The 24,352-nt window shown below is 38.6% G+C and carries 31 protein-coding genes; 6 read left to right on the forward strand and 25 right to left on the reverse strand.

From position 1 onward, the window contains the following. Positions 1–7: 7 nt before the first annotated feature. The 23 genes from G593_RS0102880 to G593_RS0102990 form a co-directional block, all read right to left on the reverse strand. A complete protein-coding gene (locus G593_RS0102880) occupies positions 8–1,285 on the reverse strand; it encodes a DNA cytosine methyltransferase (protein ID WP_029730681.1) in 1,278 nt (425 codons plus the stop codon). Continuing rightward, complete coding sequence (locus tag G593_RS0102885) at positions 1,263–2,519, reverse strand: site-specific DNA-methyltransferase (protein ID WP_029730682.1); 1,257 nt, start codon at positions 2,517–2,519, stop codon at positions 1,263–1,265. The genes G593_RS0102880 and G593_RS0102885 overlap by 23 nt, the downstream gene beginning before the upstream one ends. Beyond that, a complete protein-coding gene (locus G593_RS0102890; RefSeq protein ID WP_009262608.1) occupies positions 2,494–2,949 on the reverse strand; it encodes a hypothetical protein in 456 nt (151 codons plus the stop codon). The genes G593_RS0102885 and G593_RS0102890 overlap by 26 nt, the downstream gene beginning before the upstream one ends. A 288-nt stretch (positions 2,950–3,237) precedes the next feature. Beyond that, on the reverse strand, positions 3,238–3,591 hold the full coding sequence (locus G593_RS0102895) for an HNH endonuclease (protein ID WP_029730683.1): 354 nt from the start codon (positions 3,589–3,591) through the stop codon (positions 3,238–3,240). A 318-nt stretch (positions 3,592–3,909) separates the two neighbouring features. Further along, on the reverse strand, positions 3,910–4,185 hold the full coding sequence (locus G593_RS0102900) for a hypothetical protein (RefSeq protein WP_029730684.1): 276 nt from the start codon (positions 4,183–4,185) through the stop codon (positions 3,910–3,912). A gap of 15 nt (positions 4,186–4,200) precedes the next feature. Beyond that, on the reverse strand, positions 4,201–5,190 hold the full coding sequence (locus G593_RS0102905; RefSeq protein ID WP_029730685.1) for a DNA/RNA non-specific endonuclease: 990 nt from the start codon (positions 5,188–5,190) through the stop codon (positions 4,201–4,203). Next, positions 5,183–5,602 (reverse strand): hypothetical protein, encoded by a 420-nt coding sequence (locus G593_RS0102910; RefSeq protein WP_029730686.1) that lies wholly within the window; start codon positions 5,600–5,602, stop codon positions 5,183–5,185. The genes G593_RS0102905 and G593_RS0102910 overlap by 8 nt, the downstream gene beginning before the upstream one ends. 5 nt (positions 5,603–5,607) lie before the next feature. Continuing rightward, positions 5,608–5,919 (reverse strand): hypothetical protein, encoded by a 312-nt coding sequence (locus G593_RS0102915; protein WP_029730687.1) that lies wholly within the window; start codon positions 5,917–5,919, stop codon positions 5,608–5,610. 96 nt (positions 5,920–6,015) lie between these two features. Beyond that, the gene (locus G593_RS0102920) at positions 6,016–6,348 is read right to left on the reverse strand and encodes a hypothetical protein (protein WP_029730688.1); all 333 of its coding nucleotides are present in this window, start codon (positions 6,346–6,348) and stop codon (positions 6,016–6,018) included. A 115-nt stretch (positions 6,349–6,463) separates the two neighbouring features. Further along, entirely contained in the window at positions 6,464–6,829 is a 366-nt protein-coding gene (locus G593_RS0102925; protein WP_009262614.1) for a type II toxin-antitoxin system PemK/MazF family toxin, read from the reverse strand. Positions 6,830–6,844: 15 nt separating this feature from the next. Continuing rightward, positions 6,845–7,333 (reverse strand): hypothetical protein, encoded by a 489-nt coding sequence (locus G593_RS0102930; protein WP_029730689.1) that lies wholly within the window; start codon positions 7,331–7,333, stop codon positions 6,845–6,847. Position 7,334: 1 nt separating this feature from the next. Then, positions 7,335–8,681, reverse strand: a complete 1,347-nt coding sequence (locus G593_RS0102935; RefSeq protein ID WP_029730690.1) for an SNF2-related protein — start codon at positions 8,679–8,681, stop codon at positions 7,335–7,337. Continuing rightward, the gene (locus G593_RS0102940) at positions 8,662–8,946 is read right to left on the reverse strand and encodes a VRR-NUC domain-containing protein (protein ID WP_029730691.1); all 285 of its coding nucleotides are present in this window, start codon (positions 8,944–8,946) and stop codon (positions 8,662–8,664) included. The genes G593_RS0102935 and G593_RS0102940 overlap by 20 nt, the downstream gene beginning before the upstream one ends. 254 nt (positions 8,947–9,200) lie before the next feature. Next, on the reverse strand, positions 9,201–11,552 hold the full coding sequence (locus G593_RS0102945) for a virulence-associated E family protein (protein WP_029730692.1): 2,352 nt from the start codon (positions 11,550–11,552) through the stop codon (positions 9,201–9,203). A gap of 13 nt (positions 11,553–11,565) precedes the next feature. Next, positions 11,566–13,506, reverse strand: a complete 1,941-nt coding sequence (locus G593_RS0102950) for a DNA polymerase (RefSeq protein ID WP_029730693.1) — start codon at positions 13,504–13,506, stop codon at positions 11,566–11,568. Continuing rightward, positions 13,491–13,769: an NUMOD4 domain-containing protein gene (locus G593_RS0102955; RefSeq protein ID WP_029730694.1), complete on the reverse strand. Its 279-nt coding sequence runs from the start codon at positions 13,767–13,769 to the stop codon at positions 13,491–13,493. The genes G593_RS0102950 and G593_RS0102955 overlap by 16 nt, the downstream gene beginning before the upstream one ends. Before the next feature lie 50 nt (positions 13,770–13,819). Beyond that, on the reverse strand, positions 13,820–14,365 hold the full coding sequence (locus tag G593_RS0102960; protein WP_029730695.1) for a DUF2815 family protein: 546 nt from the start codon (positions 14,363–14,365) through the stop codon (positions 13,820–13,822). A gap of 5 nt (positions 14,366–14,370) precedes the next feature. Beyond that, positions 14,371–15,501, reverse strand: coding sequence for a DUF2800 domain-containing protein (locus G593_RS0102965; RefSeq protein ID WP_029730696.1), 1,131 nt, complete (start codon positions 15,499–15,501; stop codon positions 14,371–14,373). Then, complete coding sequence (locus G593_RS0102970; RefSeq protein WP_029730697.1) at positions 15,501–15,803, reverse strand: hypothetical protein; 303 nt, start codon at positions 15,801–15,803, stop codon at positions 15,501–15,503. The genes G593_RS0102965 and G593_RS0102970 overlap by 1 nt, the downstream gene beginning before the upstream one ends. 14 nt (positions 15,804–15,817) lie before the next feature. Next, on the reverse strand, positions 15,818–16,012 hold the full coding sequence (locus G593_RS0102975; RefSeq protein WP_029730698.1) for a hypothetical protein: 195 nt from the start codon (positions 16,010–16,012) through the stop codon (positions 15,818–15,820). Positions 16,013–16,021: 9 nt separating this feature from the next. Then, complete coding sequence (locus G593_RS0102980) at positions 16,022–16,426, reverse strand: DUF7768 domain-containing protein (RefSeq protein WP_029730700.1); 405 nt, start codon at positions 16,424–16,426, stop codon at positions 16,022–16,024. A gap of 216 nt (positions 16,427–16,642) precedes the next feature. After that, entirely contained in the window at positions 16,643–17,425 is a 783-nt protein-coding gene (locus tag G593_RS0102985) for an NYN domain-containing protein (protein ID WP_029730701.1), read from the reverse strand. Between the two features lie 32 nt (positions 17,426–17,457). Next, positions 17,458–19,359 (reverse strand): ImmA/IrrE family metallo-endopeptidase, encoded by a 1,902-nt coding sequence (locus tag G593_RS0102990; protein ID WP_044993971.1) that lies wholly within the window; start codon positions 19,357–19,359, stop codon positions 17,458–17,460. Positions 19,360–19,657: 298 nt separating this feature from the next. On the opposite strand from G593_RS0102990, the gene G593_RS0102995 reads away from it, so the two are divergent. The 5 genes from G593_RS0102995 to G593_RS0103015 are packed head-to-tail and all read left to right on the forward strand — an operon-like array spanning position 19,658 to position 21,937. Continuing rightward, entirely contained in the window at positions 19,658–20,065 is a 408-nt protein-coding gene (locus tag G593_RS0102995) for a helix-turn-helix domain-containing protein (RefSeq protein ID WP_029730703.1), read from the forward strand. Between the two features lie 44 nt (positions 20,066–20,109). Further along, positions 20,110–20,631, forward strand: a complete 522-nt coding sequence (locus tag G593_RS0103000; RefSeq protein ID WP_029730704.1) for an ImmA/IrrE family metallo-endopeptidase — start codon at positions 20,110–20,112, stop codon at positions 20,629–20,631. A gap of 6 nt (positions 20,632–20,637) precedes the next feature. Next, a complete protein-coding gene (locus G593_RS0103005) occupies positions 20,638–20,874 on the forward strand; it encodes a hypothetical protein (protein WP_029730705.1) in 237 nt (78 codons plus the stop codon). Positions 20,875–20,900: 26 nt separating this feature from the next. Continuing rightward, on the forward strand, positions 20,901–21,215 hold the full coding sequence (locus tag G593_RS0103010; protein WP_029730706.1) for a hypothetical protein: 315 nt from the start codon (positions 20,901–20,903) through the stop codon (positions 21,213–21,215). Then, complete coding sequence (locus tag G593_RS0103015) at positions 21,212–21,937, forward strand: DUF6557 family protein (protein ID WP_029730707.1); 726 nt, start codon at positions 21,212–21,214, stop codon at positions 21,935–21,937. Before G593_RS0103010 ends, G593_RS0103015 begins: the two co-directional genes overlap by 4 nt. A gap of 38 nt (positions 21,938–21,975) precedes the next feature. Here G593_RS0103015 and G593_RS0103020 read toward each other — a convergent pair whose 3' ends face one another. Further along, positions 21,976–22,161 (reverse strand): hypothetical protein, encoded by a 186-nt coding sequence (locus G593_RS0103020; RefSeq protein ID WP_029730708.1) that lies wholly within the window; start codon positions 22,159–22,161, stop codon positions 21,976–21,978. Between the two features lie 160 nt (positions 22,162–22,321). Between G593_RS0103020 and dcm the strand changes: the two genes are divergently transcribed. Then, positions 22,322–23,536 carry a DNA (cytosine-5-)-methyltransferase gene (gene dcm, locus G593_RS0103025; RefSeq protein WP_029730709.1) on the forward strand — a complete coding sequence of 405 codons (1,215 nt, stop codon included), beginning with the start codon at positions 22,322–22,324 and terminating at the stop codon, positions 23,534–23,536. Between the two features lie 33 nt (positions 23,537–23,569). On the opposite strand, the gene G593_RS0103030 is transcribed toward dcm, so the two are convergent. Further along, positions 23,570–24,280 (reverse strand): PmeII family type II restriction endonuclease, encoded by a 711-nt coding sequence (locus tag G593_RS0103030; protein ID WP_029730710.1) that lies wholly within the window; start codon positions 24,278–24,280, stop codon positions 23,570–23,572. Positions 24,281–24,352: the final 72 nt, after the last annotated feature.

Raw genomic sequence — 24,352 nt, forward strand, 5'->3', positions numbered from 1 at the left:
AAGCATTTTAACCATCTTTCTGACTTTCAGGAAGGCACATCGCCAATGCATACGCAACTGTCGCTGTTACGGCATTTCCCGCCTGCTTATACAACTGTGAATCAGAATTCACGGAAGCAGCGCGCTCGTATAATTCATCTGGAAATCCCTGCAATCGAAAGCATTCTTTTGGTGTCAATCTCCGAATTCTTCCACACCTCATCAATGTCCCCATCTGACATCCGGTATCTAATGTCTGTGAACATCCTTTTCCGACTCTTCCACGGCGGGTATCGCTATTCGGATACGCAAGTACAATTCCATCTCCCAGATGTGCTTCTTCATATCCAGTTTTTGTTGCGTTTTTCACTTTCACAGATTTAACGGGTTTCTCACAAAAATACACACCGTGTCGATCTTGGGAAGTCAGCGTAAACATTGGCTCTCCATCTTCTTTCATTCGTCTTCCATTCTGACGTTTTTCCATCCGCTCTGGTGTCAAAACAGGATGCACTTCCATAACCGCAGAATTCATTGCCGTATGATTTACCATTCCCGCTGTGTATCTCGCTGTCAAACATCTTGCAGTATCCGTAATCTTCGGTGCAACTTTGCTTTGATCTATAAAATAAAGTCCCGTCTTCGCTCCCATTCCTCCCGCATTTCCAATCAATGTAGTAGAAACTCCCTGAGAATCATATACTCGGTATCCCTGCATTCCGCCTATAATCTGGTTAAGAGCTGCTTTGTTTTTTCCTCTGAGAGATAATATTTCTCGTCTACCTCTGCTTCTAAGATTTGCGATAATGAACACGCGCTCTCTGTTTTGTGGAACTCCGTAGTCTTTTGAGTTAAGCACCTGCCAGCGACAGTCATACCCTGCTTCTCCCATTTCAGACAAAACCGTGGCAAAATCGAATCCTGCATTAATTGATAGCAGGTTCTTAACGTTTTCAACAAAAAGGTATGTGGGCTTATCACTTTCTTCTTTGCCTTTGAGGAGGTCAATAATGTTAAAATATATTCCACTTCTTTTTCCGACCAGTCCCCGCTGCTTTCCTGCGACTGAAATATCCTGACAGGGGAATCCAAAGCACCAGATGTCTGCTCTTGGCACATCGGATGGTTTAAGTTTTGTAACATCATCCGCTTTCCACTCTCCTTCCGTATCATACATTGCTTCGTATGAAGCCCTTGCAAATTTATCATATTCACAATATCCCACACACTTATGGCCGGCAGATTCCAAACCTAAACGGAATCCTCCAATGCCTGAGCATAAATCAAGGAAGGTCAACTGCGTCATGCGTGTCACCTTCCTTCATTAGCTCTGAATATTTTATTTTCTTCCCATCCCGTATTACATATACGTCTTCTGCACTTCCCACAAATTCCATATAACGATGTACTATCACATCCGCATATTTTTCATCCAGTTCTATCGTCCTGCAAATACGCCCTGTCTGTTCACAAGCAATCATCGTAGAACCGCTTCCACCAAATGGATCTAAGACAACGCAATTACTCATACTGGAGTTACGGATTGGATATGCCACCAGTTCCACAGGTTTCATAGTCGGATGCATATCATTTTTCTTCGGACGGTCATATTCCCATATGGTGGACTGCTTTCTGTCTGAATACCACATATGCTTTCCACCCAACTTCCATCCAAATAAAATCGGCTCATGCTGCCATTGATAAGGACTTCTTCCTAAAACCAATGACTGCTTTTTCCAAATGCATGTACCGGAAAGATAAAATCCTGCTGCTTTAAACGCCCTGCGAAAGTTTAATCCCTCGGTATCCGCATGGAACACATAAATGGAAGCATCACGTTCCATGTTCTGTTCCATATTCACGAATGCGGCAAACAGAAAATTATAAAATTTATTATCTTCCAAATTATCATTTTGGATTTTCCCCGCACTGCCTTCATAATTTACATTATATGGCGGATCAGTTACTACAAGATTGGCTTTCTTTCCTTCCATAAGTTTTTCATAAGTCTCAGGTAAAGTGGAATCCCCACACACCAGTCGGTGCATTCCAAGCATCCACACATCTCCCTGCTTTGTCATGGCGGGTTTCTTCAACTCAGCATCCACATCAAAATCATCTTCTTTGATTTTTTTATCATGAACCTTATTAAATAACTGCTCAATTTCCGGTGGCTCAAATCCGGTAAAACCAACATCAAAGTCTGATTTTTGTAAATCTTCAATCAAGTCCGCCAATAGTTCTTGATTCCATTCTCCTGTAATTTTATTCAGGGCAATATTCAGCGCTTTCTCTTTTGTTTTATCAATTTCAATGACAATACAATCAATTTCATCATACCCTAATGTTTGAAGAACCGTGGCTCTCTGGTGTCCACCGATAATCGTCATATCTGAATTCACAATAATCGGCTCAACATATCCGAACTCCGTAATACTGTTTTTTATTTTTTCAAATTCCTTATCTCCCGGCTTGAGTTTTTTTCTCGGATTATAGGATGCCGGAATCAAATCCTTAATCCGCAGCTTTCTGAACTCCATCTTCCAATCCCTCCCAAAATCGTGCTTTTATATAACAGTCATGACTACAATACTTTCTATTCTTATTTCCATAACTCGTAAATTCTTTTCCGCATCTCGCACAGGTCATGGTATAAATTGCCGTGTCTTTCCGATGCAGTTTTTCTGGGTGTGCTTTCCACCATTCCCGTCTGCACTTATCTGAGCAAAACTTCTTTGGTCTGCCTGTAGATGGTTGTATCAGTTCTGCTCCACAATACAAACACGCCTTTCCTAACATCATCTGTTCCTGAATGTTTTTTGTAAGCGCAGAAGCATATCCATCCATACCATGCGACCGACAATAGTTCCTCACAATGTCACGGGACAGCCCTACCACGGAAGCGATGGCACGATAGCCAACTCCCTGCGTCCGCATTTTCCTAATCTGTTCGGCTTGTAATTCTGTCATGCCTCTCACCATCCTTCCTGTTTCCAGACATAAAAACAGGTCAAAACGCAGCCATTTTTACTGCATTTTGACCCTTATAATTCCTATTTTTCCTAACTTTTTAACAAAATACTCATACCCCATTTTGCGAACAACTGCTTGTTTTACAACACATTCTGCGAAAACTCTTATCCTCTTTTCCTATCCCCCCTGTTTAATTCTGCGAAAATTCACGTTTGAGGGGGCGGCGGTCAATGTTCAACAAATTTGTAGAGATTTGATACCCCCACCATTGTCTAGTATTTCCAATCAATATCGATATTCCTGATACCGATCTTCCGTCATGGTTTTTACATCATGATGATGTTTGCATAAAGGCTGCCAATTCTCTTCATCCCAAAAGAGGATTGGATCACCACGATGTGGTTTAATGTGATCCACAATTGTTGCTCTTACATATTTTCCTTCTTCCTCACATTTACAACACAGCGGATGTTCTTTTAAGAATCTTTTCCTCGCCCGCTGCCACTTACTGTTATAACCACGTCCCGATGCACTTTTCCGTTCTCCACGGTGTAGTGCTTCATGTTCTTCACAATACCTTCCCTCTGTCAATTTGGGACAACCGGGATGACAGCACGGTTTCATTGGTTTTCTAGGCATACTAATTTCCCCTTTCCTTTATGTACGCAGCGTGGGAAAGGATGGAAAGCCACGCTCCGACAGAAAAAAAAGACCAAAAGCAAAATGCTTTCAGTCCCGTTTCTTTTTTCCGCATCTTAAGAATAACACAAAAGAAAAGTAATGTCAGTCTACTCTTAGTCTACTTTCAGTCTACCAATCTAATACTGTTTTTTGTTCTAATATGGCGGAGGGGAATGAGCCCCTCTTTACAATCGCCCATGCATGGTTACAGGTTACGCCATCTGTCCACCCGTGTAGCTTTGCAGCCATGCGCATACAGCACGGGGGATTTTTCCATTACAACACTTCTTTCAAACGAATATAAGTTTCTGTCAATATCTTCCGAAAATCTCGTTCCTTTTCTATCTCATTTCCCGGTTCATCCACATTTATAATACAACAGTCAGGTATTGTTTCAGAAAATATCTTATAAAAAGAAGTCTCTACAATCAAATGACAATACTGCGAATAAAAAGGCTCTGCCATAGCTTCATATTCCTCTTTCGTAATTTCTCCATCCAAATATTCTCGTATTTGCCCCAAAAGTATTCTTTTAACTTTTTCTTGATTCATATTCTTTCTCTTTCTTTATGGATGACATCTTTTACAAGGTTCATATCCCTGTTGAATTAGTTCATCTCTTGTACCCGTAAACTCTCCTTTATTACTCTCGTTCATTTGATTTAAACTGGAACAACTTGGTAAATGAAATTTCTTTGTATTAGTGTTCAACACATAGGAGGACTCTGTCTTTTGCTCATTTTCCGCTTCTTTATTGCCTTCCGTACTTCCTGCTGAAGAACCACCATCATTGGAAAGCTGGCTTTCTCCTGTAGCATAATCAATAGTAACGCCCGGTTGTACATTGTAGCAATACACATTAAAAAGAATTCCTTCCCCGTTATCTTCCACGGACTTAGCTTCCATCTGCACACCGCTTACTACCAGATTATCTCCTTCATAAATTGGTGTTACTCGATACAACACATGGTTTCCAGTTTCTTTTATGTAATCAGCCACCATATTTTCAAATGGCAGCATCCCCTCCACGTTTAAATATCTGGTTCCTGTAATCAGGTTCTTTGTGTTTGCATTCTCGGCAGTTAATTGAAATCCAATCAAATGACAGCGGTTATAAAGGTACTTTCCATCGACACAGTCATATTTTACAGTATGCCATCCAGAAGGTTTGACCTGACCAATAGAACCTCTGTCTTCTGTCGGCATCAAATCCTGACCGATATTTGAATACGCTATACCACATCTTCCCAATGAATCCAAATCACTATAGGTTTCAAATGATTCCGTTTTTAATTCCGCTTCTGTAAAGTTTGGAATATTATTTGCAATCGTAACATAGGCTTCTCCAGAATACTCTGGTATCTCGCCCATATTTATTGTCGGTTCGCTTTCATCTATAATTTCCCAATCTTCTTGTTCCACAGTTTCCTGTTGTTGCTCCGTAACTGTCTGATCTTTCGATGGCTGTGATTCTTTCTGAACATCTGCACCACATCCACTAAGTATCAGCATCAGAGCCATAAAAATCGGAATCCATCTTTTTTTCCACTTATTCATGCTCGTATACCTCCAACGTTATTTTCTCATGAGAGCTTCCCGAAAATTCTTCCACATCTATTAGTTTCCAATTTCCATCATTCACATCAATAGTAAAGAAGAAATCTCCCGGATACTTGCGATTCCATTTACACAATATTATTTTTTCAATCTTATCACGGAAATTCTCGATCCCCAAATTTTCAACGAAGCAGTAATCCTTTTCTCCTGCTTTCTCCAAAAAGTCCTCCGCTTCCTGAATCTGTTCTGTAGATTCAAAATCCACAAATTGTTTATGCGAATACGCATTCATCCACAGCTTTCCTTTTTTTGTTATGGAAAGTATCCGTTCCCTCAATCGTTTATCTTGACTCTGTCTCCGATGATTAAATGTCATGCCATTCCTGTCATCTACCGCAACAATTAAAATCATATTCTCTACACCTTCTCTCCCGGCATCTGAAGTTTCAGCTTCTCACAAAAAGCAGGGTAGTCATGATGCCCCATTAGTAGCATTTTTTTCTCCAATTCATCTAATGCCTTTAGGAAATTTTTCTCATCTTTTTTTCTTACTTTGCAAAGAATAATCAGGTAATCATTTCCCTTTTTTCCAAATTCTTTTCCAAAAGAAACCTCAACTTTCTGCTGAATAAATAACTGATCTCCAAGATATTCTTCAGTATCTACAAACGCATAATATTTATAAAACAATGAAAAACGCCTCAATCTCCAATAATTCTTTCCTTCCATCCTTCTCCTCCCCATTTATCTCATTATAACACGAACAGCGGTATCTACATAGACCCGCTGTTGTTATTCTCTGCTATTTTGTTTTAACCTTTCAATTTAATATTCCTGCCAAAAGTCATCAATAAATTCCGCAGTCTCTAGCAAGGAGCTTGATGCCTTTTCAACGGTACATTTCTCTGCCAGTTTTCTTAATTCTTGAACCGTATCATCAACTTCTTCTCTAGACAGCTTAAAATGAAACTCTGTGCTTTCCTGTTTTTTCCCTTCTGATATGTCCTGTAATGCTTCATCTGCATCTTCTTTACTGATTAACTCTAACACCAGCAATAAAATAATACTATTTTGGAGCATATCTGCTGCTTGGTCATTTCCAAGTATATAGACCATAACAAAAGTTTTCGCTAATAAAAGAATTCTGCTACTCTGCATAGGGTACACCTCCTCTCTGTTCGTGAGTATGTTAGCTCTACATCCGATATTACTCCAGTTCTTTCTTCTCCGTATTCTACACAAATTTCTCGCATCATTTTTGTTCATATTTTTTTTAATTATATTCTGCATAAACCCCTATCTGTATCTGAAGGGCAATCGTAATCTGTTGCATAACCATCTCATCGTAAACCTCTCCTAGCTTCTCCAGTAATTGGTTCTTATCCAAAGTCTCCACCTGTTCAGCTAATGCCATACTTGGTTTTGATAATCCAACACTTGCTTTTAATGGTATCTGTACGTGGGTTGGAAGATATTTCTTCTTCCACACCCTCGCAGTCAATGGTACAACCGTTACCACCGGAGAGTTTTCATTTGCCCTGTTATTGCTCACAACCAGAGCTGGACGGACACCACACTGTTTATACGAATTTTCATTATTTCCAAAATCCACATTATAAATTTCGCCTCGTCTGCACATTTCTTTATGTCCTCCTTATCCCAAAATAAAGGCTTCCGTCTGTTTATCACGAAGCTCGTACAAAAAATCCAGTTCCTTCATTGCTGCTTTCCTGTATTTTCCTATCATGGCATGACTTACATTATATTTTTGTTCCATTGTTTCCCATGTAAGCTCTCCTCGTACCAGATCCATTACCAGTTCCGGCAGAATCCCACCCAAACTTGCAACGCTATGTTCAAAAAATTTCAGTTCTTCTACAACTGCCTGATATCTGTTCCAAAGAAACTCAAACCATTCATCGTTTTCCCGATCCATCACACTTTTATAATTTATTGCAACGGATGCAGTTTTATCTGATCGGTTGCTTGTCTGTACCCTGTCATTGTCATCAGCATGACCGAACATCATGGAATCGATAACATCTGATTCCTCAATCCCACTGAATTGTTCCAACTGAAAAAGTAAAATTCCCTGTTCCTTCTTCAAATTCTTATATTCCCTAAACATCCTTTCTGCTGTCATGTCACATTCCTCCAATCCTCGCCCGTACTGCATGGATCAATGCGGACTGTCCAGTTTCCTTCTTCTCCAACGCTTTCATGACATCTTCATCGTGTGTTCCCTTTGTAATCAGATGATGTATAACCACGGTATGCTTCTGTCCCTGTCTCCAAAGTCTGGCATTCATCTGCTGATATAATTCCAACGACCATGTCAATCCAAACCACACGATAGTACATCCTCCTTCCTGAAGATTCAGTCCGTGTCCGGCTGATGCTGGATGAATCAATCCAATCGCAATTTCACCATGATTCCAGTCCGTTATGTCCTTTGAAGTATCAATCACTCTTGCTTCTGGAAGACGCTTCTGTATTCTCATGAGATCATGCTTGTACCAGTACGCTACCAATACTGGTTTCCCATTTGCCGCTTCCACCAAATCTTCCAAAGCATCCAATTTCCTGTCATGAATGGAAATCACTTTTTTATCTTCTCCATAAACAGCACCATTTGCCATCTGTAATAATTTATTGGAAAGTGCCGCTGCATTCATGGCATCCAGTTCTTCCCCGCCTATGGAAAGAACCATATCTCTTTCAAATGACTGATACAATTTTTCTTCTTTGGCATTCATACTCACTTCCACACGGTTCTCTATCCGTTCCGGCATATTTAGATAATCGGCCGCCTTCATGGAAATACAAATATCACTTATAAGACTATAGATTTTTTCTTCTGCACCCTGTTTCGGTTTATAAGAATAAATAATCTCACGATTTCTTTTGTCCGGTAAAAAGAATCGTTCTCTGTAACCGCCTATATATCTTCCAAGCCTCTGCCCCATATCCAACAAATACATTTGTGGCCATAAGTCCAACAATCCATTCGGAGATGGGGTTCCTGTCAATCCGATCACTCTGGAAACTTGCGGTCTCACACGTTTTAATGCTTTAAATCTCTGAGCCTTACTGGATTTAAAAGAAGACAGTTCATCAATTACTACCGTACTGAAATCCCAACGATGATTCTCTACCAGCCACACCACGTTTTCCCTATTGATGATATAAATATCGGCATCTTCTGCCAATGCCTGTTCTCTCTGCTTTTTTGTTCCCATTACCAGACTTGCTTTCATCCCTATAAGATGTTCCCATTTTTTTAATTCTTTCGGCCAAGTATCTTCCGCTACCCTTTTAGGTGCTATGACAAGAATTTTCCCCGCCGTAAAATAATCCAATGCCAATGCAAATAATGCCGTAAGCGTGATTACTGTCTTTCCAAGTCCCATATCTAAAATCAATCCACAACAAGGATGTTCTAAAATAAACCTTGAAGCATACGATTGATATTCATAAGGTTCGTATTTCATGCAGCACTCCTCCAATCATTTCCTCACTATCCACGCAGAATACCAAAAAACCCAGTTCTTCCAATGTCCGCTTTCTCTTTTCCTGAAGTGGTCTCATCTTTTTTCCCGGTGCTTTCAGTTCCACAAATCCCAACTTTCCACCGGGGAACAATACCAAGCGGTCGGGCATCCCATCCAAACCGGGAGAGCTGAACTTTACCGCCCAGCCTCCCATCTTTTTTGTCTCCGTTCTTAACTTCTGTTCTATGCTTTTTTCTGATACCATTTTTACTCCGTTTCCGAATATCCCTATTTCGCGCGTATATGACGCAACACGCATTTTACACGCACATACAAAGCGATATTCTATAATTTTTATTATTTAAGATACTATCGGCAACATAGGAAACTTCTGTCTGTTTTCCTCATAAACTCTAAGATTTTTTATGTTTCCATTCCCCTCTTTTTTCGGATACCTCATCGGCAATGGCAACTTCCGTAAAGGGCTACATATTGCCGATTGTTTCCGATAAATTGCCGTTATTCTTCCTCACGGACATAACCCTTCACGACTCCGTAAATAGAAAAACGCATCTTTCCTTCCGGGCGTTTCCACCCCTCGATATTACTCATAATCGCAGCAATCTCATTCGCATCCTGACGTTTCAAATTGCCGCGTTCTTTTCCAAAACACTCACACCAAATTTCCATATTACAGACACGGGTTCTCCGATTCACTCCCACCTTATGGCTTCCTTCAAATTCCGAACCATTGATAAAATTCCGGCGCTCATACAAAGTCATGGAATCCCAACCTTCCGGCAGAAGCATATCCAAATAATCACGGATCGTTCCCTCTCTCTCATCCTGTTCCATCGCTTCTTTCTGTTCATGGACTGCGATTGGTTCCAGCTCTTTCGGAAGATGAATGGTTTCTCCATCTTTGTAGTAGTGCAACGCTTCTGCCCAGATCTGTTCCACTTCATCTTTAGTAATCTCCCAAGAACCCCTTCCAGTTCCTCCCGGTGTTTTTACCGGCCAAAATCTTCGGTTACCCGTAATATCCCTAAGATAAGTGTCCGCATTCGTTGTCCCGATAAACACACATTGTCTTGGATGGGGAGTTGCCCTGCGCCCAAAAGCGGCACGGTAAATATCGTTTTGTCTTGACAAAAATCCTCTCAGCGTTTCAATGTCCGTTTTCTTTAATCCTGCGAGTTCCCCAATTTCCAAAATCCAATATCCCTGTAGTTTCTCTGCTGCAGTCTTGTCCTTTGTGTCTGAAAGAAGAAGGGAATCGTTGAACCACTCTCCACAAAGTTTTGCAATCAACGTGGATTTTCCTTTCCCTTGCGGTCCGGACAACACGAGCATCGTGTCAAACTTACATCCCGGATTCATTACCCTTGCTATCGCCGCCACCAATGTTTTCCTTGTAACCGCACGAACATAGGCATTGTCGGCTGCTCCAAGAAAATCCACCAATAAAGTATCCACTCTCGGAATTTCATCCCACTCCGGCAAAGCCGCTAAAAATTCTTTAATGGGATGATAGGAACGATCATCGGTTACTTTTGAAACCGCAATGTCATAATTTCTTGCAGAAAAGTTTCCATAATTCAAATCAATATAGGAAATTAACTGTGCATCATCCGCATCTCTCCAAAATTTTGACGGATGATTCCACGGAACTTCCCCTTTAATTTCCATTCCATCCGATAACTGATTAAATACAATTGATTTCAACTTTTCGTCATTATTTAAAATTAACAACAAATTTCTCAGATTATTCACTACAATTCCCTGTCGGTTATACTCCAACTGCATCTTCCAATCTTCTTCCGCAAAATCTAACCGTGCTGATTCTTCCCGTTCTTTAGATAAAGTCTGGCGTACCGCTTCATTTTCTGATGCAAAATCCTGCATAGCCTTAAAAGAAGGAAGTTTGGTAGTTTCTATTTCTTCCGTCACTTTTGCATCTAAATTTCCAAACTTATGAATCCTTACTACATCAAACGCATTCATAAGTTTTCCGCATGCCGGATCAGTAGCATGATGGCTATACGCAAACACATCATCATAAATCACCACTCCCGCAGAAGAATCCGCTGGAATGTAATCATATCTTCCTGCCATCTCGCTCGGCTGATATACATCTGAAATAAAAGTATCAATTGCTTGTTGAATAGTAAATGTCCGATTGAATGCCCCAATAATGCCTCTCTTTTCCAATGGATTCTCTTGTTTTTTGAGACTTTTCTGCACAATTATCCTTTGACGGTTAGATACCGGCCATGAACTGGCATCTTTCCAATCTGTATATAAAGCCAATACGTCTTCTGGTTTCAAAAGCTCACCCTTAATTTCCCGAAAGATAAACTCTCCATCGGAAGATGTGGATGGCCAATACATCAATCGGCTTGGTTCATACGTTGTATCATCAAACAGCTCCATTCCAATTTGTTCAGCCACCTTCCGGCTGACAGCCATATATTCATCCGGCGATACTTCGTGGGACAATGGAATAATCAAACGAAGTCTTGGTTTTTCCGCTGTATGTTTATGGGTGGAATACAGATAGCATTGAAATGAAAAAAACAATTCCAACTGATCCCCAATATCTGCAACTGCATAATCCATATCTAACGTCAAAGCGGATCTGGAGATTACACAATCCTTCTTTCTTCTCCCGCCTTTTAATCTTCCAAGCACAAAACCGCCTACATCTTTAATATCGTCCTGTTGCGACTTCTTCATTTTCCGATACTGTTCCATTGTTTCCGCAGTACGTCGTGTCTTGGAAATCCGTTCTCTAAAATCCTCAAGTTCCATTTCTGTCAGATTCCATTTTTTATCCATACGGGAGTTTCCCGTAGACACCGCAATCTTCATTCCGCATCTCCTCCTAATCCTTTTTATAAAATGGACTTTCAAATCCTGCTGCTTTTAATGGAAGTCCTTCTGTCCATACTGGATTGACTGCCATGATTTCATTCACTTCTTCCACGGAAGATTTCCCATCAGGCACTTCTAAAACCACCTCATCATGAACATGACATACAATGTCAAATCCCTCCTTTTCCAAGCGAAGCATCGCTTCCGCTAAAATATCCCTGCTTGCTGCCTGTACAATATTTTCGACTAGCTTTGGACCATATGTTTCCAAACGCATCCATTTCTTGGATTCCCCGATTCCCTCATATGTCAGTCCTTCCCTGCCGAATTTATTCAGCATCATCCGTGGCTTCACATAAGAAAGTTTTCGTCCTGACGGAAGCGTGACAAATAAAATCCCGCTTTTATATTCAAATGATACCCTTCCTACTTTGGATGGTTTTTTATCCCGTACTGCCGTTATCGCAGCCTCATCAACCGCCCACCAAAATGCTGTAATATGAGGATTCGCACTTCTCCATGTACTCACAAGTCCCGGAAGTTCTTCTTCCGTCAGTCCCATTTTTAAAGCCCCCATCGATGTCAATGCTCCAACTGCACCCCCATATCCCAATGCAAGTTCGCTGATCTTTCCTTTCTGTCTAAGTGGCGAGGTTTTTGTAATTTCTTCTATCGGTACATGAAACATTGCTGATGCAGAAGCCTCGTATATTTTTCCATGCGTTTCAAATACCTGTAATCTCCATTCCTCTCCTGCAAGCCATGCCAATACTCTGGCTTCAATCGCAGAATAGTCGCTGATAATAAATCTGCATCCCGGCTTTGCCACAAAAGCAGTCCTGATTAGTTCCGACAGTACATTTGGAGTGCTTTCATAGAAAAGTTCCACTTCTTCATATCTTCCTTCTGATACCAACGCTCTCGCCAGTTCCAAATCCGGCAGATGATTCTGCGGAAGATTATGAATCTGCACCAATCTTCCTGCCCATCTGCCGGTCCGGTTTGCCCCATAAAACTGTAACAGTCCATGAACACGATTTTCTGCGCACACAGAACGGTCAATTGCTTCATATTTTTTTACAGAAGTCTTAGATGTTGCCAGCCTAAGTTTTAACACTTCCTGCACATCTCCCTCTGCTTTCATTGACAAATCTTTTACTGTATCTTTTGCGAGAGAATCCACCTCCAAACCTTTTTCCTTAAGCCAAAGTTTCAACTGTGACACGCTGTTCGGATTCTCCAGTCCCGTTAATTCATAGGCTCTCGCTGTTGCGGTTTCTTTATATAAAAGATCGCAAGCAACCGCATGATTCACAAGATTACGATCCACCATGATTCCACGGTCATTGATTCTCTGATCCAGACAGTAAATTTCCTGCTCCCTTTTTGGAATAGGAAATTTCGCCAGTCTCTGCCGTATCTGTTTTTCCACATCAACATCCCGAATACAATATGTTTTAAACTGTCTCCATTTTTCCGGTGCATCTTTCGGCAGATTTCTTGTTCTTCCTCCATTTGATTTTGTGGCTTTACACGGGCTGCAAAAATATTTAATCAATTCTTTTCCTTCCGTCATTTTCTGCTTGTCCAATCCGAGAACCGCACCTACTCCTTCCAATGAAAGAGGCAGGGCTAACATGGCCGCCTGTACCGCCGTACATCTCCACGCTTCTGGTCTGAATGAATGCTGATAATAATTTGAAAAGCAGGTTCTCTCAAAATTTGCATTAAACGCTGTTTTTGTCACGGTATCATCAAATAACATCTCAATAAATTCCTTCGGAGGTTCTTCTCCGTTCGCCACGTCAATGCAGACCGTTTCCTCATCATCTACAGAATATGCAATCAGCAAAATTTCAAAATGAGGAGAACTGCTGTACTTATATACACCGCAGGAAATCAGATCCACATCCGAATATGTTTCAATATCTATCGCTAACATTCTACCCATGCATAAGACCTCCCACTTTTAATTTTGCTTACCACTTTTCTTGAAATGTTAAACTCCTCTGCAATCTTCAACACATGCTCTCCCTCTTCTAACTTCCTTTTGATTTTCTTTACCTCATCATAGGTAAGCTCCAGCATCTGCATTGGCAGTCTCCGCAGCAACCCATTCTTTCCTTTTACATATCTTGGCATTCTTCTAAGTCTCCCTGTACTGCTGATCTGATACCGGCCTTCCTGCCCTTTTATGTCTTTCCATATTTCCATCCTTACGTCTCCTTTTTATGTAGGGGACGGAAATCCGCCCCCGTTTATTCTTAAGCCAGAAAATCATCCTCACCGTCTACTGCATCGAATTCATCCTTTGCATTCATTCTGGAACCAAGTGGCTCTCCATCACGAACTTTCTGAATATTTCCGAGTCCTGCCGCAATTCCTTTATTTCCGTTGCTGTTATATGCGTAAAAAGTAACGGAAGCACGGATATAACATCCTGAATATAACTCACTCTGATCCAAAATCGGCTGTACGTTTCTATCCACTACCTGTGGTGCCTGTTTGCTATTCGCATTAATAAAATAGGCTCCTGCATAGGCTTCATCTTCCGGCCTGTCCAAATCTCCGTCACGAAGTGGTAATTTCAGATTTGCGGGGATTTTGCCTCCCCATTTTGACTTCCCGTCTTCTTTTGCCTGTTCAACCGCTTTCTTTATCTTTGTAATCAAATCCGTGTCTTTTTTATCGATAATCAGACTGACGGAATATTTCGGATCAGATCCATTGATGGAATCCGGCTCAAATGCGTGAAGATAGGACGCTCTCGCTGAAATAATAACTTTCGTGTTGTTTACTCTCGTACTCATAATCATTAATCCTCCTGACTAAAATCCGCTTCTGCGGTTGAAATATAAATTGCTTCTCTTTTATCTGAATCCGGTACTAATGTGACTTTCCCATCCGGTTTGTACACATAACTGCCCAAGATTTCATTAAATTTCTTTTTTCCCATCAGCTTTTCCATTTCCGTAATACTGATAAGACTCGTCCGGTAAATATCGGTATAGCCCGCTGTCTTTGCAGCTTCCGCCACTTCCTCTTCATCGGTATATTTCCGGTTGCTTCTTCCAAGCACAAGTTTGAATCCCGGCCATTCTTTTCGATTCGTGATTGCTTCGTTCTGTGCATAAGTGTATATTTCTTCTGCCCACTTCTTTAGTGCATCCGCTTTTGACAGCACTTCTGCAATTTCTTCATCTGATAGTAACGCTGGCTGTGAAAATTCCATCTGTGCCAAATGAAGATACTCTTCTGCCCTTGCCCTGCATTGAAACCTCGCCTTGCAAAAACGACACCACTCCCCAGCTTTGTATTCTCCTTCTCCGTCCAACGCCATTTTCGCTTTCGGTTCAAATTCCTGTTCTGCCCATTGATGCAGTTCTTCTGCTGAGATTTCCCATGTGGAAAAATGGCTGATTCTCGGCTGAACGATGGTAAGTTCTACGGTTTCAATATCAAAAAGCATCTCCGCTATATCCAACATCCCCAAACCATAAATCATCAACTGCGTATTATTTTCAGCATCCACCTGTACGCCTTTTCCCAGTTTCAGATCGATAATATGAACCTTTTTATCCGTGACAATCACCATATCTGCCGTACCAAAACAATCCTTTACATGAAAGCTCAAATCTACTTTCTGTTCCACGGAAAACACCGGATCAGAGCAGATATGCTTTGCTTCTTCTATCTGTTCAATCACATACTGAACATATTCATCTACAGCTTCCAAAAGTTCATCGCTGTAGTAATCGGAAGTTGGTCTTCTGCTTCGAATCTTCAAATGCTTCTTTATCAGATGCTCCGCCAGCTTATGCCCTGCTGTACCTTCAGCAGCATAAGGACTTTCTTCATCCGGGAACTGTTCCTCCAGCAAAAGAGCTGGAGGACAATTCATATACCGATGCCCGCTGGATGGCGAGTATTTTGCATGTTTCCCCATTACAGCACCTCCGCCCTTTTCATTAGTTCTTCATATCGTTCTTCCGGTACTGAAGATAACTTATCCGCACCGAACTCTTTCAATAACTGTTTGATTTCCTGCGTTTTTCCTGCACGGGATTTTTCTGCCATAACAGCCCTAACCTCTGTAATAGAAATCTTTTTCTCCGGTGTACTTGATTTTTCCGGCTTTTCCTCTCTCTGAATATCTTTTGGAATTTCCATCCCTTCAGATGCCATTTTCCTATAACCTTCTGCTACCATTGCAAAACCTTCCGCAATTTGTAATAATCCTTTATTCATGATTGTTATCCTTTCTATCGATGAATGAGCCTGACCGCTTCTGTCAGCACATCAATTTTGTTGATACTTTCCTTATACATCCCAACGTCCACAAGAATGTGATACGGATACTCTTTCACTACCGTTACCTTCCGTTTTCTTTTTGCCCGGATGACCATCAATCGGTCACCCGGTTTCAAAAAGTAACATGCATTTACCTGCCCTAACATTTTCAGTACCTACCGTACAAGTTTTAAACGATGAATGGCATCCCTGTATTCTGGTGTCACTCTCTTATCTGCTTTAAGGGTTCTGAGATTGATACGGTTCATATGCATATCGTAGAGACGAACCGGAAGTTTCAATTCCCTTGCACAGTCCAGTTCCATTTTCATTCCTTCAGAAATATTAAAACCGAACAGCCACACCTCATCACAGCACTCCATAAGTGTTAATCCACAATCAATGCCTTCCAATCTCTCAGCTTCATCTTCTTCGTTTAAAAAATGTGGAAAATACAAAGCAGTTGCAATCGGAACTGTGCCGGAACGAACAGCTACGGCTGCGATAAACTTCATATTTTTTTCGTTATTCTCCTTGTCATCCCTAAATGGATGAATGATATATGCAATCTTTTTGCTCATCTTCTTTATCCTTTCTGTTTGCTTTTTATTGGGGTTGATCAACCTTATGGCTGTATGATATTGCAAAAATAGATTTTTGCCCCGGAAACTAAACTTCCGATTTTTCTCTATAATTTGTCGTTTAGATTTGAAATAGAATATACTTTTTAACGAAACCTTTATTTTTACGCAAAAAAAGAACCGGAAATTTTTCTTCCGATTCTTACAAAAATTTTTTTAATTAAAACTCCAAAGTCCTTGCTTCGCTAATTCTTCCCAATTTGCTGCTACTACTTTAACTTCTTTATTAAAGGCAACTCTCTGCAATCGCTGATATATAAGACCTTTATCTAACATTTCTTGCAATGCCGCATGAATCAATTCTTCTGGCACTTCATTATGTCTTGCTACTGCTGATACCGTTCCATTAAAAGTTGGTATAATATTTGATTTTTCCGATACATATGCTAAGTTTGATACAATCATTTCATAGTAACCACGCAAGGTTTCCGCATCTGTTGGTAACATATAACATTCTGACGCGACTGTCCGCAATTGTTTACTGACAGAATCTCTCACCCCATAAATAATTACTTTTTTATTCAACTTTTGTATCAAATATTTTGTAACTGACTGAAAATGTCCATCTCCTGTAAAAATAATAAATGTCGTGATATCTGACTTGGTATATGCAGTCTGATATATGTAGTCTAACATAATAAAATCTGTCATATCTTTTTTATATCGACTAAATGTTTGCTGTGTTTCAATGATTGTATTTGTCATATTCCTCAGCTTTGTTAATTCTCCATCGATACCTTTATGACCAAAATCTGCAAATACCATCACGTCTTCCAAATCGTATTGCTCTTCTAATTTTCTTCTCCATGAAACTGGCTCCGGCTTCAATCCAAAATTTTTTTGAATTGAATAATACCAATGCTCATAGTCAACAAATGCAATTGCTTTGTCTTTCTTTACTGCATTTTTATTTTTAAATAATTTCTGAAATATACTCACACTTCTTTTCCCTCCATTTCTTTTACACTTCCTTATTCTTGAGCTCCTGTTCCCAGTTCTGGGAAATCATACTCCGTTAAAAGTTCGTTACATTCATAAATAGAAGCTTTATAATGATTATGAACTAAAAACTGCAATACAAAATCTTCTTCCGTTGACTTAAATGTATTTCCCGATTTTCTAATTAAGTCTTCACTTAATAACGGATGTAAATGCAATCCAATGCAAATTGCAACCACATTTCTTAGTGACTTATTTACGGCTTCGTTGTTTCTCATCGTTTGAATTGTCTTATACCCAACTAAAGATAATTCTTCTAATTTTTCCACCGTAACTTTCAAACGCTTCATGTGATATTTTAAAGTAGCTCCAAAACCACCCGGTAACTCTTGCTGAATTTTTGCTATTTTTACTGCCTCTTTTAATAATTTTTTACTTTCTGCTGCCTTTTCTTCTTTTGTTTGATTATCCGGTGTCTCCACATATTTCGTTTCTGTAAATGAATCTGATAAAATATCCCTACATAAATAGCACTCACGATAATACGAAATTCCATACCGATTATTTGCACGACTGATTTGCTCAAATACCAAGCAGCATTCATCTACATGGCTTCTTGCATAAGAAGTCAGGCACAGCTTTCCATCCTCATTTTCTTCTATATATTTAGAATCATTCATGCAAAACAATGCGTCAATATATAGAAAATGATTCTGATTTACCAGTTCTCTTAATTTTAAATTTCTAGCATATTCATATACTGCATCCGCAATTCCAAGAACAAAGGTCTGATTTTTCTTTAATGCTCCTTGCTTAAAAGTATAGCTTGGAAGATATCGTCCATCCACGTATTGCAATATTCCAACTGCCTGATTGTATCCTAAATCAACAGCTCTTAATTTTGCAGCTTGCAACGACACACCAAAAAAATCCGACAACTCTGTCAACACCATTTGCATAATATCCGCTTCATTCAATCTGCTAAACTCTACATGGTATCGGATAAGAAGCTCTTCTATTTTCCTCTTAGTCATTTCAGCAGGCATCAATATTTTAGGTGCTAGCGCATTCGCTTGCCACTCCATCCACTGTAATGCGTTTCTTTTCTCCTCTGGTCGTTCTCCTTCCACAACATGACAACTAATAGAATTCAAATTCTTATTAAAGAGCTTCTGTAACTCAAAAAATTTTGAATGTCGATCCCAATGTACACATTCATGTATAATCGTGTTATTTACACATCCGATGTTTCTCATAAAAAACACTTTAGGATCAACTAACATTGTCCCTGCCTCTACAGTTACTTCTTTGTATTCCTCCGTTTCTTCATCATATACTGCCGTTTCTGTATTTGCAAAAAATATTCTACCAAACACATTACAATTTTTGGTAATATGAAGAATTTTTAAATTCAACCCCATATTTTCCACAACTTCTTTTACGGGAATACGCATTGGACTTTCTAATGCTCTCGGATAATATTTCTTTAGAAATTTCTCAGCCTCTTTATCTAAATCCTTTGCGTATACATATGGCACAAGATGTTTTGACAAACGATTCTCCGATTCAAATTTTCTTTTACAATAAGGCTCTATACTATTAATTGAAAAATTTTTTAATCCATCATGTAATAATCCTTTGCATGAAATTCTACACCAAACTTCCACATTATCTGACTCTCTGTCGTATCTGCCCCATCCTTGAATTTCTATATCTGCAATTACAATCATGTCAAACTCTATTTCATAACCCGGTGTATTAGAAAATAAAATATTCGATATCTTAAAATCATCCAACTCTATATATTGCGGATTCGGTACCCGATTAGTTTCCAATTCCAATCTAGCTCTATTCTTCAGAATATAAGACTTAAGTGCGTCAAATATCTCATTATAATATTCTTTTTCCATAAACTTTTCAAACGTATCTACCATGATTTCCCTCCTGCGATTCCGCTCAGAATCTCAGCCACCACGCTAAGTCTTTGAATTCTCTATAAACATTTTACCATAATCTTTTACATAATAATAGCAACCAAACTTACAGATTTGCACACAAAGAATTTTGCATTACCATCAATCATATATCTAAACCTTTTTTGCTTCATCCTATTGACATTTATGTGCAACTTGTTGTAATATATGTGCAAGTAAATTTCACATCTTGATTATATGAAACTACTTTCCGCTTGTCAATAGCAGAAAAATTTTTAATCTCACAAAGGAGGTCTTCATGAAATTCGGGGAAAAACTAAGGCAGCTTCGCTTAGAAAAAGGATTTACACAAGAAGAAGTAGCTTCTGCAGTTAATGTATCTAGGAGAACATATATAGGCTATGAACAAGAGGGACGTTATCCTAGAAAAAGAGAACTCTACTCACGTCTCGCCCAAGTTCTTGATACAGAAACAAGTTATCTTTTAACTGAAGATGAAGAATTTGTATCTCAAGCAAGTGATAAATATGGCAACCGTGGAAAACTTCAAGCTGAAAAGCTCGTGGCAGAATTATCCGGAATGTTTGCAGGTGGAGAGTTATCTGATTCAGATAAAGATGCTGTTATGATCGCATTGCAAAAAGCATACTTCGATTGTAAAGAAGATAATAAAAAATACACGCCTAAAAAATACCGCAAAAAATAATTGAGAATAATATATTGCGATATATATTAGGAGGTGTATCTCTATTGGATTCTTATCAAATTTTTAAACAAGCAAATAATCTTGTCCGCCAATGTGGTACTAGAGATGCATTGAAAATCGCAGAAAATATAGGTATTAAAATATACTATGAACCAGCATTTACAAACTTATTAGGTATGTACACCTTTCGATGGAATCACAGAATGATGTTTCTAAATCCTCGAATGGAATCCTATCTACTACAAATGGTTGCTGCCCACGAAATCGGACATGATATAAGACACCGTAACCTTGCCAAAACAGATGGGCTACGGGAATTTGTCCTTTTCAATATGAAAGATACCACCGAATACGAAGCAAATGCTTTCGGTTCACATCTTTTATTAGATAATGACAAAGTATATGAACTAGCCAAACAAGGATACGATGTTGTTCAAATTTCCGCTGCATTAGGTTCTGATATTAATCTGATGCTGATAAAGCTCCAAGAAATGAATAAACTTGGATATGATTTTAACATTCCATTTACACCTGATAGTAAATTTTTCCGTAAGATCGAGAGGTGATATATTGTGGAAACTATGCTACAAGAACAAGTCGAAAAGTTAACCAGTTATGAAAAAATGCAAAAAGCGGTTCGTCATGAATATAACTCCATCAATAATCAGATGGGAATCTTAATAAAAAACGGAAAATACCACTCTGCCCACTATCAAAAATTAGCTGGAAAAAAAGCTACCTATAGGACAATTTTAGATCTTTTTACATTTTACGGATTAGAGCATACCGTAGAAGAAATATCTGAATAACTGAAAACAGAAAGGATAACAAACAAATGAAAAAATATAAATTATATCGGTCACTTGGAGATTTAGATCAACATGTAAAGCAACATGAATTAATTGCCATAGAAAATGGGAAGGATATATTTTCTGTGACTGATTCTCTAATTCATGCTGTTATTGATGATTTACAAGAAAGTGAAGAATACCGCAATTTTAAAGCAACTGCTTATGCACCAGAACCCGTCAATACAAATATCCGTCGTGTTAAACGCTATGATTATGAAATGTTAGGTATTGTCATGCCAACAAATGCGGATAAAAATATTCTTATTGATTATGGCATTATTGAGGAGGATGCGGAATGATTGTCAAAGATCTATTAGACTCTTGTAATATTGAGAATGTAACCTCTGTAATTATGGAAATTGCCTCAGTTGATGAATCTGATAGGCTTAGCGTAAAAAAAGCGCATTCTTTATACATTCAAAGAATACGCTCGATTGAACCTGTAAATACCAATCACATAATATTTGGTGTCTCATTCCTTAATGATGGAAAAGAAACTCCTGATGCTTTACTATTTTCCAAAAATGAAATAGATAAAAGTCTTTTATCCGATTCCATGCTCAGTACGCTGAAAAATATACAGTCACTCGACTTAAACGATATTGAGCAAATTTTAGAAACAACTACGTTACCTTCTAGTTACGCTTTTGAATTCTCACCGTGGAATGAAATATTAGGTTATGAATTATTCGTCCCAAATATTAATTCATTTGGTGCTGATACACTGCTAGCCGTAATTATCTATGAAATGACTTTTTGTGGTTTTACTGAAGAAGACCACCAAAAAGAGGTTCAGAAACTCCGTGAAGCAATTGCAGAAACCGAGTCTATACAGAAGCTTCCTGAAGAAGAACGAAAAAAATATTACAAAGATGCCAAAGACGTATTTGCTGAATTTGGCTATCAAGACACTAGAACAGAAAAAGAAAAACAGCAAGAACGTGAACAACTGTATCGTGAAACCTTTATCAATCATACACGCAAATATGCTATACTCAAAGAATATCTTAAGAGTCTTTAATAGACAATGCCACCGGAAATCCGATGGCATTGTTCATTTTACTTGTTTTTTCCATATTCTTTCAGCTTACTTAATGTATCTATATCCGATACATCTTCTTCCGTTATAAGGGGATATCCTTTTTCTTTTCGAAGCCGATTAGCTTCTTCTAGTAATGCTGCACGCATTTCTTTATCAAATCTTTCCATCAATTCTTCTGTTTCTTGATGCAATTCGTTACTCATACTTTACCTCCATAAACGCAAGAGCCAAACTATTATCGATTTAATTATACCACTCTCATTTTATAGCGTCATCATTTTTCTATAAAAATTTTTCTTATATTGACTGCAAGGGTTTTTTTATGTTAATATATTTTCATAACTTTCCTAGGAGTGAATAGCGATGATAATTAACAAAGTAAAAGTAATCGAAGCAATGGATAGAAAAGGAATACATACTCAAACTGATTTAGCCCAAGCTATGAATATTACAAAAAATCAGTTGTCTGTGCTACTTTCCGACTCTTATAACCCTATAAAATCAAGTGTGGAAAAACTTTGCACAACTCTTGATATTTTACCCGAAGATATTATGTCTTCTAATCCTCACCATGATAAAACTAAGCCGTCCATAACTCCCGGTGAGGTAACTGCTATTGAACTGTTTGCAGGCGCTGGTGGCTTAGCGTTAGGTCTAGAACAAGCTGGAATTCATACTCTTGAATATGTGGAAATTGATAAATTTAGTTGTGAAACTTTAAAGAAAAATAGACCTAATTGGAATGTCGTATGTGATGATATTCACAATGTAGATTTTACTGAATATAAAGGGAAAGTTGACATTGTAACAGGTGGATTTCCTTGTCAAGCATTTAGTTATGCTGGAAAAAAATTAGGTTTCGAAGATACTCGTGGTACTTTATTTCATGAATTTGCACGATGCGTCAATGAGGTTCAACCATCAATATTTCTTGCTGAAAATGTTAGAGGTTTAATTTCTCATGATAAAGGACGTACACTCGAAACAATTCTCAGCGTTCTTCGTGGTCTTGGATATTCTGTTCAGTATAAAGTTCTTAATGCTGCCTACTTTGGTGTTGGACAAAAAAGAGAACGAATTGTAATAGTAGGTATAAAAAATGGTACCGATATACATTTCACTTATCCTACTCCAGATGAGCATATGACCACCTTGCGCGAAGTGTTAAAAGATTGTCCAAAATCTGAAGGACAACAATATAGTGAAAAAAAGCGATACTATCTTGAAAAAGTTCCTGCTGGTGGCTGTTGGGTGGATTTACCTGAGGAAGATCAAAAAGTTTATATGGGTAAAAGTTATTACTCTGGTGGTGGAAAGCGTGGAATGGCTAGAAGAATTTCTTGGGATGAACCATGTTTAACTTTGACTTGTAGTCCTTCCCAAAAACAAACTGAACGTTGTCATCCTGATGAAACTCGCCCATTTACAGTTAGAGAATATGCTCGAATTCAAAGTTTCCCCGATTCTTGGGAATTTTCTGGTGGTATAGGAGAAAAATATAAACAAATTGGAAATGCCGTGCCTGTAGAATTAGCACGCCGAATTGGCTTAGAACTTATTAAAAGCATTAATGGATAAAATTGAGAGAGGTCAAAATGATCTCTCTCAATTTTATCCATTTTTCTTTTCAATTTCTTTTGCTAAAGATTCAATCACTTTTTGAACTGACTCAGAACAATTTATCTCATCTGCGACTTCTGCAAACGCGTTAACTAATTCAGAATAAAAATCTTCATCGCCTGTTAAACGATGCCAAAATTCTTTTCCGCAAATAACTGGATATTGTTTCATTATGTCCTTATAATGTTGACCCAAAGAGTTCGGCGTTCCATAAAACACACCTACAACACAATCAAACAATGGGTTAAATTCCACCATTCCATTTGTACGTGCCAAATTCTTTATTGCATTAAAATGGTTACAAATAGTTGTCACATCATCATGATTTATTGTCGTAGGACCTGCTTTTACTTGGCAATATTTTCTTCTTCCATCTATTGCATCTACAAATTCTATATCAATTCCTGATGTTGTTGATGCAAAAGAATCTAATACTTCATTACAAAAATACTGTAACTGAGTACCAAAAGTTGTAGAAATTGATGTTCCTAATACTCTTGGATAAACTAATGCCTTTGCCATATTAATTGATGATGAGTCTCCAAATGCAAAATTAGCAAGATACTTATGCGTAAATGGATTAATATTAAACTTCTCTAAACTTGTTAATTTTTCAGTATTTTCTTTATGCTTTTTAGCTACACGTTCCCTAAAAAATATTTTTGACTTTTCTAATATCTGTTTTCTTTCGGCTTCTGTCATAAGAATCCCTCCAAATAAATCTCAGTAAAATTATTATAACAAAGCACATTTAGAAACACAACTAACTTTTAA

The organism is Dorea sp. AGR2135 (assembly GCF_000420885.1).
GTDB classification, from domain to species: Bacteria; Bacillota; Clostridia; order Lachnospirales; family Lachnospiraceae; genus Dorea; species Dorea formicigenerans.